Raw genomic sequence first — 11,060 nt, 5'->3', positions numbered from 1 at the left:
ATGCTGAAAACTATCCGAAAACACGGCATTACACTGGCACTATTTGCAGCGGGTTCTACAGGGTTAACTGCGGCCATCAACCAGATGACCAAAACGACAATTGCTGAACAGGCCAGTCTGCAACAAAAGGCGTTATTTGATCAGGTGCTGCCAGCCGAACGCTATAACAATGCGCTGGCACAGAGTTGCTATCTGGTCACTGCGCCAGAGTTAGGTAAAGGTGAGCATCGGGTTTACATCGCCAAACAGGATGACAAACCTGTAGCCGCCGTTCTGGAAGCAACCGCGCCAGATGGCTATTCTGGTGCAATTCAGCTGCTGGTGGGAGCCGATTTTAACGGCACGGTACTAGGCACGCGCGTGACAGAGCACCACGAAACGCCAGGGCTTGGCGATAAAATCGAACTGCGCCTTTCTGACTGGATCACCCATTTTGCGGGTAAAAAAATCAGTGGTGCGGATGATGCGCACTGGGCGGTGAAGAAAGATGGTGGTAATTTCGACCAGTTCACCGGCGCGACGATTACTCCGCGCGCGGTGGTAAATGCGGTAAAACGCGCCGGATTGTACGCTCAGACGTTACCGGCACAACTTTCTCAACTTCCTGCCTGTGGAGAATAAAGCGTGAGCGAAATTAAAGACGTTATTGTTCAGGGGTTGTGGAAAAACAACTCTGCGCTGGTCCAGTTGCTCGGCCTCTGTCCGCTATTGGCGGTCACGTCCACTGCCACCAACGCCCTGGGTTTAGGACTTGCGACTACGCTGGTACTGACGCTGACCAACCTGACCATTTCGACGCTGCGTCACTGGACGCCAGCCGAGATCCGCATTCCCATTTACGTGATGATCATCGCCTCGGTGGTCAGCGCTGTACAGATGCTGATCAACGCCTACGCCTTTGGCCTGTATCAATCATTAGGGATTTTTATTCCGCTGATTGTCACTAACTGTATCGTTGTGGGCCGCGCTGAAGCCTTCGCCGCCAAAAAAGGTCCGGCGCTTTCGGCACTGGACGGCTTTTCAATTGGTATGGGCGCAACCTGCGCCATGTTCGTGCTGGGTTCACTACGCGAAATAATCGGCAATGGCACGTTGTTTGACGGTGCAGATGCGCTGTTAGGTAGCTGGGCAAAAGTATTACGCGTGGAAATTTTCCACACCGACTCCCCTTTCCTGCTGGCGATGCTGCCACCAGGTGCATTTATTGGCCTGGGACTGATGCTGGCAGGAAAATACCTGATTGATGAAAGAATGAAAAAGCGCCATACTGAAGCAGCTGCCGAACGTGCATTGCCAAACGGTGAAACAGGGAATGTCTGATGAACAAAGCAAAACGCCTGGAGATCCTCACTCGCCTGCGTGAGAACAATCCTCATCCCACCACCGAGCTTAATTTCAGTTCGCCTTTTGAATTGCTGATTGCCGTACTGCTTTCCGCTCAGGCGACCGATGTCAGTGTTAATAAGGCGACGGCGAAACTCTACCCGGTGGCTAATACACCTGCAGCGATGCTTGAACTGGGCGTCGAAGGGGTGAAAACCTATATCAAAACCATTGGGCTTTATAACAGCAAAGCAGAAAATATCATCAAAACCTGCCGTATCTTACTGGAACAGCATAATGGCGAGGTTCCGGAAGATCGTGCTGCGCTTGAAGCCCTGCCTGGTGTAGGTCGTAAAACAGCCAACGTCGTATTAAACACTGCATTCGGCTGGCCGACTATTGCTGTCGACACGCACATTTTCCGCGTTTGTAATCGTACTCAATTTGCGCCGGGGAAAAACGTCGAACAGGTAGAAGAAAAGCTACTGAAAGTGGTTCCGGCAGAGTTTAAAATCGACTGCCACCATTGGTTGATCCTGCACGGGCGTTATACCTGTATTGCCCGCAAGCCTCGCTGTGGCTCTTGTATTATTGAAGATCTTTGTGAATACAAAGAGAAAGTTGACATCTGAAGAAAAGGGGTAACACCGATTACCCCATTCATAACCTTTCTTTATCCTCTTTTAAAACATCTTTTTAACGTCAATGATGCCATTGCTTAGCGTTATCATCAGGTAATCCGTTTGCGGATAACCAAAAATGCAGGTTAATTGTTTTTTTAATAGCGAAATTTTCTATTCATTCGTGATCAAGATCACGATGCTGTGGCAATGTAAAAACATTGCAAGAACTAGGTTAAAATCATTTAAATTTACACACGCAACAAATATTGACCTACAAAACATTACACTGGCTATTTTTCAGAAACTGGACTATCTCACTAGGAAAAACGCTAAATATCAGAACATATCGCCGTTAAGCCATCATCCCCCTCTCAGGGTAGTGAAAAAATCTGCCGTTACGTTTTTTGAAAAATTTAACGCTGGATAACATTTCCCGGAATGGTTGAATTCCCCGCCTCAGTTATATGTAACAGATTATTACAAAGGACTTGTCTGAAAGTGCAAGATAGTGAACATTACCTGCCGTTTCCCCTCCCACTATAACAATTGCGCGTATGTTTTTTAGGCATAACGCGAGAAAGCACCCCCGTTAATATGGGATGTAAAAAAAGAGGTAAAAGTGTCCACTGCAAACCAAAAACCAACTGAAAGCGTCAGTTTGAACGCTTTCAAACAACCGAAGGCGTTCTATCTCATCTTCTCGATTGAGTTATGGGAACGTTTTGGTTATTACGGCCTACAAGGAATTATGGCTGTTTACCTGGTTAAACAACTGGGTATGTCTGAAGCGGATTCAATCACCCTTTTCTCTTCCTTTAGTGCCCTGGTTTATGGTCTGGTCGCTATCGGCGGCTGGTTAGGTGACAAGGTACTGGGTACTAAACGCGTAATTATGCTTGGCGCTATTGTGCTGGCGATTGGTTATGCTCTGGTTGCCTGGTCTGGTCACGACGCCGGTATCGTTTATATGGGTATGGCGGCTATTGCGGTCGGTAACGGCCTGTTTAAAGCTAACCCGTCTTCTCTGCTTTCTACATGCTATGAGAAAAACGACCCGCGTCTGGACGGTGCATTCACCATGTACTACATGTCCGTCAACATCGGCTCTTTCTTCTCTATGATCGCCACCCCGTGGCTGGCCGCGAAATACGGCTGGAGTGTTGCGTTTGCGTTGAGCGTTGTAGGCCTGCTGATCACTATCGTTAACTTCGCCTTCTGCCAACGCTGGGTTAAGCAGTACGGTTCAAAACCAGACTTCGAGCCTATCAACTACCGTAACCTGCTGCTGACCATTATTGGTGTTGTGGCACTGATCGCTATCGCCACCTGGCTGCTGCACAATCAGGAAGTTGCGCGTATGGCGCTGGGCGTTGTTGCCTTTGGTATCGTGGTTATCTTCGGTAAAGAAGCCTTCGCGATGAAAGGTGCTGCGCGTCGTAAAATGATCGTTGCCTTCATCCTGATGCTCGAAGCCATTATCTTCTTCGTGCTGTACAGCCAGATGCCAACGTCACTGAACTTCTTTGCGATTCGTAACGTTGAACACACCATTCTGGGCCTGGCCGTAGAACCTGAGCAGTATCAGGCACTGAACCCGTTCTGGATCATCATTGGTAGCCCGATTCTGGCCGCTATCTATAACAAGATGGGCGATACCCTGCCGATGCCAACTAAGTTTGCAATCGGTATGGTGATGTGTTCTGGTGCGTTCCTGATTCTGCCGCTGGGTGCAAAATTCGCGTCTGACGCAGGTATCGTGTCTGTAAGCTGGCTGGTCGCAAGCTATGGCCTGCAGAGTATCGGGGAACTTATGATCTCTGGTCTGGGTCTGGCAATGGTTGCTCAACTCGTTCCGCAGCGTCTGATGGGCTTCATTATGGGTAGCTGGTTCCTGACCACTGCCGGTGCAAACCTGATTGGTGGTTATGTTGCGGGTATGATGGCGGTGCCGGATAACGTTACCGATCCGCTGATGTCACTGGAAGTCTATGGTCGCGTATTCTTGCAGATTGGTGTCGCTACTGCCGTTATTGCAGTACTGATGCTGCTGACCGCGCCGAAACTGCACCGCATGACGCAGGATGACGCTGCAGACAAAGCGGCGAAAGCTGCTGTAGCGTAAAATTCAGGGAAACTTTTTTACAAGCCGCTAACTTTTCGTTAGCGGCTTTTTTTTTGTTCAGCAACGCACTACCATACTTTAAACCACAGACAAAAGGAGTTACCGATGAAATTGTTCTACAAACCGGGCGCCTGCTCTCTCGCTTCCCATATCACCCTGCGTGAGAGCGGAAAGGATTTTACGCTCGTCAGTGTGGATTTAATGAAAAAACGTCTCGAAAACGGTGACGATTACTTTGCCGTTAACCCTAAGGGACAGGTGCCTGCATTGCTGCTGGACGATGGTACTTTGTTGACGGAAGGCGTAGCAATTATGCAGTATCTTGCCGACAGCGTCCCCGACCGCCAGTTGCTGGCACCGGTAAACAGTATTTCCCGCTATAAAACCATCGAATGGCTGAATTACATCGCCACCGAGCTGCATAAAGGCTTCACACCTCTGTTTCGCCCTGATACACCGGAAGAGTACAAACCAACAGTTCGCGCGCAGCTGGAGAAGAAACTGCAATATGTGAACGATGCTCTGAAGGATGAGCACTGGATCTGCGGGCAACGATTTACAATTGCTGATGCCTATCTGTTTACGGTTCTGCGCTGGGCATACGCGGTGAAACTGAATCTGGAAGGGTTAGAGCACATTGCGGCATTTATGCAACGTATGGCTGAACGTCCGGAAGTACAAGACGCGCTGTCAGCGGAAGGCTTAAAGTAATAGCCATCGGCCCACAGGTCGTTGTGGGCCGAAATGAGATATTTCAGAGCTTTGTTGCGCTGAAATAATGTTCTGGTTTGGCAATACGATCCTGAGCAGCAACCACTTGCAGCTCATATTCCTGCATTGCTTTGGTGGTCACCATGATTTCGTATACTGCAGCGGTCACATGTTCCAGGGCCTCCTGCAGCGTTGCCCCCTGAAGCAGTTTCACCAGCAGTAAACCGCTCGTCACATCACCAACACCTACCGGCTGGCGCATACCAAAATCCACCAGCGGACGGCTGATATGCCAGGCTTCATCGGCGGTAACCAGCAGCATTTCAAAACGGTCACGGCTGTAGCCAGCCCGCGCCAGGTGTTTAACCAACACAATTTGTGGCCCTTGCGCAATGAGTTCACGCGCTGCCAGAACCGCTTCTTCGACGTTATTTACCGGATGCTCACAGAGTATCTCCAGCTCAACCAGATTCGGCGCAATGATATCGCTGGCAGGCAAACCGTGCCGCACATGAAACTCTGCGACACCCGGTGCAACGATACAGCCTTTTTCCGGATGACCCATTACCGGATCGCAAAAATATTTCGCCTGCGGATTCGCTGCTTTCACCTGACGAACGATACCGAGGATATGTTCCCCCTGCTCCGCCGAACCCAGATAGCCACTTAATACGGCATCACAGGTGTGTAATTTATCAATGGCGGCAATGCCTTGCACAATTTCGGTTAAATGGCTGGGCGGCATCACGCAGCCAGTCCATTTGCCGTATTGAGTGTGATTAGAAAATTGAACGGTGTTCAGCGGCCAGACGTTCGCGCCCAGGCGGCGCATCGGAAACTCTGCCGCACTGTTACCCGCATGACCATAAACAACGTGAGACTGGATAGCGAGAATATTTTTCATCATGTTCCCTGTATAAAAACCAGGGGGAGTGATTTCTCACTCCCCCTTTCCACTTAATGCATTATTTCCAGCAAATCAGACAGTAATTCTTTTTGCCGCGACGCAGTAAGGTAAAACGACCAAACAGACGATCTTCTTCTTTAAAGAAGTATTCAGGATCGGACTGTTTTTCACCGTTAATGGTGATGGCATTGGAGGCGATGGTTTTACGCGCCTGACCACGGGAAGGTTGCAGTTCAGAATCGACCAGCGCCTGCATCAGGTCTGCGCCCTTTTCCATCTCAACCATCGGTACGCCGTCCTGCGCCAGCTGTTCGAAGTCCGCTTCACTCAGCGCACTCAAGGAACCGCTGAACAGGCATTCGGTAATACGTTTTGCCGCCTGTAAACCTTCTTCACCGTGAACCAGACGAGTCACCTGCTCCGCCAGTACATACTGGGCGCGCGGTGCTTTACCGCTGTTTTTATCTTCTTCTTCCAGGGCGTTGATCTCTTCAATGCTCATAAAGGTGAAGAACTTCAGGAAGCGGTAAACGTCGGCATCCGCAGTGTTGATCCAGAACTGGTAGAATTTGTACGGGCTGGTTTTCTTCGGATCCAACCAGACTGCGCCGCCTTCAGTTTTACCAAATTTGGTGCCGTCTGCTTTGGTGATCAGCGGAACGGTCAGGCCAAACACCTGATTCTGATGCAGACGACGGGTCAGGTCGATACCAGAAGTGATGTTACCCCACTGGTCAGAACCACCAATTTGCAGCACCACACCGTACTGTTTGTTCAGACAGGCGAAGTCATAACCCTGCAACAGGTTGTAGGAAAACTCAGTGAACGAAATCCCCTGATCTTCACGGTTGAGACGCTGCTTAACCGCTTCTTTGTTGATCATCTGGTTAACGGAGAAGTGTTTGCCAATATCGCGCAGGAAGGTCAGCACATTCATATTGCCGAACCAGTCATAGTTGTTCGCCGCGATAGCAGAGTTTTCTCCACAGTCGAAATCGAGGAACGGGGCAACCTGCTTGCGGATTTTGTCCACCCATTCCTGAACAGTTTCTTCGGTGTTCAGCTTACGCTCAGCAGCTTTGAAGCTCGGGTCGCCAATCAGACCCGTCGCGCCGCCTACCAGCGCAACCGGCTTGTGGCCCGCCTGCTGGAAGCGTTTCAGGCATAACAATGGAACAAGATGCCCCAAATGCAAGCTGTCAGCGGTAGGATCGAAGCCGCAATAGAGCGCGATCGGGCCTTGCGCCAGTCGCTCTGCTAACGCTTCCTCGTCCGTCACCTGGGCTACCAGCCCCCGCTCTTGCAATTGTTTAATCAAGTTACTGCTTGCCATCAAAATCTCCATGTATATAACGACTGCACCTTTGCCGGTACACGACTTTTCGCCAGATGCGAAAGAGACATAGAATAAAGTGCCAGAATCAGGAGTACCAGCGATTAAAGCAAGATTTTTGCATCTTTTCAGGGGGCAAGACGATCAATCTTCCACGCATCATTTTCACGCTGGTACAAAAAGCGGTCATGCAGGCGATGCTCACCGCCCTGCCAGAACTCAATCTGTTCAAGGCTGACGCGAAAACCGCCCCAAAAACTCGGCAATGGCACTTCGCCCTGTTGAAACTTCTGCTTCAGCTCCAGGAATTTACTTTCAAGGATACCGCGGGCAGAAATGCGACTGGACTGCTTCGAAACCCATGCACCAATCTGGCTATCACGCGGGCGGCTATGAAAATATTTCATCACTTCGAGAGTCGAAAGTCGTTCCGCTTTACCGATCACCATCACCTGGCGCTCAAGGGTATGCCACGGGAACAGCAGGCTAACGCGCGGATTATTTTCGATTTGATGTGCTTTACGGCTGCCGAGGTTGGTGTAAAACACCATGCCTTTTTCGTCGTAATGTTTGAGTAAAACGATGCGCTGATAAGGCTGACCATGTTCATCCACGGTAGCGACCACCATCGCGGTAGGGTCCGCCAGTTTGGCTTCACACGCCTGAGAGAGCCAGCGTTCAAAAAGGGTTAATGGATCGGCGGGAAGATCGCGGCGGCGTAATCCGCCTTTGGTGTATTCACGGCGCAGATGCGCGATTTGCTGCAATTCGTCGTTATCAGACATGGTTTTCTTTACGGATTGTCAGTGGGTGACGCTATTGTGCGCCGCCCCTGGAAAAATCTCAACGCTGTGGATTTTGTAACTGACAGTTATTCAAGACGATGCGGTCGCGTTTATAGACAGTCGCTTCCTCGCCTTTCGACCAGAAAACATAGATCCCGTCGGTGTAACGTGCACCAGACGCAGAAATGCCCTGTTTGAGATGCAGTAGTTGATTATCGTAAACAAAACTGACTTCCTGGCGCGGATTATTCAGTTTGACCGTCAACGGTTTTTCATCACACTGGTATTCCAGCGTATCGGTTTGCATGCGCTCAACCAGTTGATTGAACGCGCTACAGCCGGTGAGAAGGACCGGCAAACAGATCAGTAACAGTTTTTTCATAGACATATCCCGAAGACTTTCCTGGTCTGGAGGGCAATACGCCCTCCCTAACGTTCCAAGTGTAACGGCAGACGCGGTAAGAAAAATTCAGTTAACTCTGATATCACGGGTTAGCGGGGAAAATAGCCCCGAGTACCGTCTCCTGGCTTGCGCCAGTGACGGAAGGCAGATTTCCTGGTAATCCCGCCAGCGTCCGCCAGGCAAGCCAGGCGAAAGCCAATGCTTCCATGTCATCGCCACTAATGCCAACGGCATCGGTGGTGGTGACTTCTGTGCCTGGCAGTAATGCCGCCAGACGCGCCATGAGTAGCGGATTACGACTTCCTCCACCACATACCATCAATCGTTCGCAGCCACCGCTCAACAAAACTTGTTCAGAAATGGTCACGGCGGTGAGTTCTGCCAGTGTCGCCTGTACATCTCGGGGATCAACACCCGGAAAATGGCGCAAATGGCGCTCCAGCCAGCCGTAGTTAAAGTATTCGCGTCCGGTACTTTTCGGTGCAGGTTGCGAGAAATACGGGTCGCTAAGCATATTTTGCAGCAGTGGGAGAATGACTTTACCCGCCCGTGCCCACTCGGCATCTTTATCGTAAGGTTTACCTGCCTGACGCCAGATCCAGGCATCCATCAGCATGTTACCAGGACCGGTATCGTAGCCCCCTACCGGCTGCCCAGGAATGAGCAGTGACAGATTGGCGATGCCACCAATATTGAGCACCATTCGTCGCTCGGTTGGGTGAGCCAGCAGCGCATGATGGAACGCAGGTACCAGCGGTGCGCCTTGTCCTCCCAAGGCAATATCGCGACGGCGAAAATCACCGACAACCGTAATTCCGGTGCGTGCCACAATTTGATTGTTATCGCCAATCTGTAAAGTGTGTGGTGCCACGCCCGTCGGTTCATGCCAGACGGTTTGACCGTGACAGCCGATCGCAACGATATCTCTCGCCTGCAGGTTTTGTTCCTTAAGCAAGGCATTGACCGCATCAGCAAAAAGTCGCCCGAGTTGAGTATCAAGTTGTCCAAACTGCGAAAGTGTAAGCTGCTGGCCCTGGCAAATATCCAGTACAGCCTGTTTCAGAGACACCGGGATCGGCCAGCTCAAACTTGCCAGCTGTGCGACCCGGTGTTCATCAATTGTCGCCAACACAACATCAACACCATCAAGGCTGGTGCCTGACATAACGCCAATAAAGCGGCCCGATTTCATAGTTCATCCTTTTTCAATCTGACGTTTGCGCACCACTCAAACATAAACTTTTCGTGAATACTATGCGGAATGACCGATTTTTACCGTTGGTAGTAAAACATTATCTTCAAATCAATAATCATCATGAATGTTTTGTTTATAATTGGTTGATCCTACTTTCATTATGATTTGCTCATATTTGGTAGAACATGTAACCATGGATTCACATATGCCATATACTTTGACCATGAGGGATGCTTGCGTGGCGTTTCATGGTGAACAGGAGATTTTTCAATGATTAAACGCTTATTGGTTGTTTCAATGGTAGGTCTGTCTCTTGTCGGTTGTGTTAATAACGACACCCTGTCAGGGGATGTTTATACCGCTTCTGAAGCGAAACAAGTACAGAATGTCAGCTATGGCACCATCGTTAACGTACGTCCGGTACAGATTCAGGGCGGTGATGATTCCAACGTTATCGGCGCAATTGGCGGTGCTGTTCTTGGTGGTTTCCTGGGGAATACTGTTGGTGGCGGAACCGGGCGTTCTCTGGCTACTGCAGCAGGCGCTGTTGCAGGTGGCGTAGCCGGTCAGGGCGTACAGAGTGCAATGAACAAAACGCAGGGTGTCGAGCTGGAAATTCGTAAAGACGATGGTAATACCATCATGGTGGTACAGAAACAAGGCAACACTCGTTTCTCTCCGGGCCAACGTGTCGTACTGGCCAGCAATGGCAGTCAGGTGACCGTTTCCCCGCGCTAAATAAGTTTGCGTGTGGTCAGGTTACTGACCACACGCCTCCTTCATTTCACCCTTTGGCCTGTAACTCAATGATATTATGCTCAAGTTTTGCGATGAGCTTAATCAGTTGTTCCAGTTCCTCTGCGGAGATGCCATGTAAAATTTCCGCGCGGGTTTTGTTAATAACAGCTTCCATTTCGCTGATCAGCGGCTCTGCCTTTTCCGTCAGTTTAATACGTTTAGCCCGACGATCGCTGGCACAAGTTTGACGCGAAATTAACCCTTTTTCTTCCAGTTGGTCCAGAGTACGGACCAGTGATGGCTGCTCGATGCCAATCGCTTTTGCCAGTTGAATTTGCGACTGGTCTGGAGGTAACTGATGGATATTGTGTAACGTAACCCAATGGGTTTGTGTTAACTCCAGCGGTTTCAGGCGATGGTCTATCAGAGCACGCCATATGCGCACCAACCGTGCCAGATCAGAACCTAGTGGCGATTCCAATTTCATCTCCTTATAATTAGCTTGCTAAGATATTATGCGGCTTTTAGAATAGTGTGCAGCAATTGTATTGCTAAAACAAATGTATTGCTGCATTTGGTTACCGTCAGACATATTTTTCAGAAATTGCGCGTAAATTTTTCGCACTTAAAGAATATTTATTAATCTAACGCAATATATTCGGTCGTAAAGGAATCTACTTTGTGAAGTTTATGCTCAATGCAACAGGATTGCCCTTACAAGATCTGGTGTTCGGTGCGTCCGTCTACTTTCCTCCGTTTTTCAAAGCCTTCGCGTTTGGATTCGTCATCTGGCTTGTCGTACACCGCCTGCTTCGTGGCTGGATCTACGCCGGTGACATCTGGCATCCCTTGTTAATGGATTTATCGCTGTTTGCGATTTGCGTTTGCCTTGCCCTGGCAATACTGATTGCGTGGTAACT

13 protein-coding genes are annotated in these 11,060 nt (G+C 49.8%); 7 read left to right on the top strand and 6 right to left on the bottom strand.

What is annotated here, in order from left to right; translation table 11 throughout:
- The 5 genes from rsxG to gstA all read left to right on the top strand — a co-directional run bounded on the left by rsxG (position 1) and on the right by gstA (position 4,779).
- Entirely contained in the window at positions 1–621 is a 621-nt protein-coding gene (gene rsxG, locus ACJHYR_RS00675) for an electron transport complex subunit RsxG (RefSeq protein WP_000920788.1), read from the top strand.
- 3 nt (positions 622–624) lie between these two features.
- On the top strand, positions 625–1,320 hold the full coding sequence (gene rsxE, locus ACJHYR_RS00670; RefSeq protein WP_059328072.1) for an electron transport complex subunit RsxE: 696 nt from the start codon (positions 625–627) through the stop codon (positions 1,318–1,320).
- Positions 1,320–1,955: an endonuclease III gene (gene nth / locus ACJHYR_RS00665; RefSeq protein ID WP_001587106.1), complete on the top strand. Its 636-nt coding sequence runs from the start codon at positions 1,320–1,322 to the stop codon at positions 1,953–1,955. Before rsxE ends, nth begins: the two co-directional genes overlap by 1 nt.
- Before the next feature lie 610 nt (positions 1,956–2,565).
- On the top strand, positions 2,566–4,068 hold the full coding sequence (gene dtpA, locus ACJHYR_RS00660; protein ID WP_000100942.1) for a dipeptide/tripeptide permease DtpA: 1,503 nt from the start codon (positions 2,566–2,568) through the stop codon (positions 4,066–4,068).
- A gap of 105 nt (positions 4,069–4,173) precedes the next feature.
- Positions 4,174–4,779, top strand: coding sequence for a glutathione transferase GstA (gstA, locus tag ACJHYR_RS00655; protein WP_000765742.1), 606 nt, complete (start codon positions 4,174–4,176; stop codon positions 4,777–4,779).
- A gap of 43 nt (positions 4,780–4,822) precedes the next feature.
- Here the strand turns inward: gstA and pdxY are convergent, their stop codons facing one another.
- The 5 genes from pdxY to anmK form a co-directional block, all read right to left on the bottom strand.
- Complete coding sequence (gene pdxY, locus ACJHYR_RS00650; RefSeq protein WP_001302086.1) at positions 4,823–5,683, bottom strand: pyridoxal kinase PdxY; 861 nt, start codon at positions 5,681–5,683, stop codon at positions 4,823–4,825.
- Between the two features lie 61 nt (positions 5,684–5,744).
- On the bottom strand, positions 5,745–7,019 hold the full coding sequence (gene tyrS / locus ACJHYR_RS00645) for a tyrosine--tRNA ligase (protein ID WP_001295400.1): 1,275 nt from the start codon (positions 7,017–7,019) through the stop codon (positions 5,745–5,747).
- A gap of 128 nt (positions 7,020–7,147) precedes the next feature.
- Positions 7,148–7,804 (bottom strand): pyridoxamine 5'-phosphate oxidase, encoded by a 657-nt coding sequence (gene pdxH / locus ACJHYR_RS00640; protein ID WP_001282319.1) that lies wholly within the window; start codon positions 7,802–7,804, stop codon positions 7,148–7,150.
- A gap of 58 nt (positions 7,805–7,862) precedes the next feature.
- Positions 7,863–8,192, bottom strand: coding sequence for a C-type lysozyme inhibitor (mliC, locus tag ACJHYR_RS00635; RefSeq protein WP_000061974.1), 330 nt, complete (start codon positions 8,190–8,192; stop codon positions 7,863–7,865).
- A gap of 97 nt (positions 8,193–8,289) precedes the next feature.
- Positions 8,290–9,399 carry an anhydro-N-acetylmuramic acid kinase gene (gene anmK, locus ACJHYR_RS00630; protein ID WP_000835077.1) on the bottom strand — a complete coding sequence of 370 codons (1,110 nt, stop codon included), beginning with the start codon at positions 9,397–9,399 and terminating at the stop codon, positions 8,290–8,292.
- A 273-nt stretch (positions 9,400–9,672) separates the two neighbouring features.
- Here anmK and slyB point away from each other — a divergent pair, with 273 nt between their 5' ends.
- Complete coding sequence (slyB, locus tag ACJHYR_RS00625) at positions 9,673–10,140, top strand: outer membrane lipoprotein SlyB (RefSeq protein ID WP_059328071.1); 468 nt, start codon at positions 9,673–9,675, stop codon at positions 10,138–10,140.
- A gap of 46 nt (positions 10,141–10,186) precedes the next feature.
- On the opposite strand, the gene slyA is transcribed toward slyB, so the two are convergent.
- On the bottom strand, positions 10,187–10,621 hold the full coding sequence (gene slyA / locus ACJHYR_RS00620) for a transcriptional regulator SlyA (protein WP_000445640.1): 435 nt from the start codon (positions 10,619–10,621) through the stop codon (positions 10,187–10,189).
- A 200-nt stretch (positions 10,622–10,821) separates the two neighbouring features.
- Here slyA and ACJHYR_RS00615 point away from each other — a divergent pair, with 200 nt between their 5' ends.
- Positions 10,822–11,058, top strand: coding sequence for a DUF1656 domain-containing protein (locus ACJHYR_RS00615; RefSeq protein ID WP_000670998.1), 237 nt, complete (start codon positions 10,822–10,824; stop codon positions 11,056–11,058).
- Positions 11,059–11,060: the final 2 nt, after the last annotated feature.

Source organism: Escherichia sp. WS1450, assembly GCF_046487395.1.
Taxonomy (GTDB): domain Bacteria; phylum Pseudomonadota; class Gammaproteobacteria; order Enterobacterales; family Enterobacteriaceae; genus Escherichia; species Escherichia coli.
The sequence above is the reverse complement of the archived record's forward strand: the minus strand, read 5'-3'. Positions and strand labels throughout refer to the sequence as shown.

What these genes read in the sequence shown, in the direction of transcription:
- rsxG (WP_000920788.1), top strand. Translation starts at nt 1, where the DNA reads ATGCTGAAAACTATCCGAAAACACGGCATTACACTGGCACTATTTGCA.
- nth (WP_001587106.1), top strand. Translation starts at nt 1,320, where the DNA reads ATGAACAAAGCAAAACGCCTGGAGATCCTCACTCGCCTGCGTGAGAAC.
- gstA (WP_000765742.1), top strand. Translation starts at nt 4,174, where the DNA reads ATGAAATTGTTCTACAAACCGGGCGCCTGCTCTCTCGCTTCCCATATC.
- pdxY (WP_001302086.1), bottom strand. Translation starts at nt 5,683, where the DNA reads ATGAAAAATATTCTCGCTATCCAGTCTCACGTTGTTTATGGTCATGCG.
- tyrS (WP_001295400.1), bottom strand. Translation starts at nt 7,019, where the DNA reads ATGGCAAGCAGTAACTTGATTAAACAATTGCAAGAGCGGGGGCTGGTA.
- pdxH (WP_001282319.1), bottom strand. Translation starts at nt 7,804, where the DNA reads ATGTCTGATAACGACGAATTGCAGCAAATCGCGCATCTGCGCCGTGAA.
- mliC (WP_000061974.1), bottom strand. Translation starts at nt 8,192, where the DNA reads ATGTCTATGAAAAAACTGTTACTGATCTGTTTGCCGGTCCTTCTCACC.
- anmK (WP_000835077.1), bottom strand. Translation starts at nt 9,399, where the DNA reads ATGAAATCGGGCCGCTTTATTGGCGTTATGTCAGGCACCAGCCTTGAT.
- slyB (WP_059328071.1), top strand. Translation starts at nt 9,673, where the DNA reads ATGATTAAACGCTTATTGGTTGTTTCAATGGTAGGTCTGTCTCTTGTC.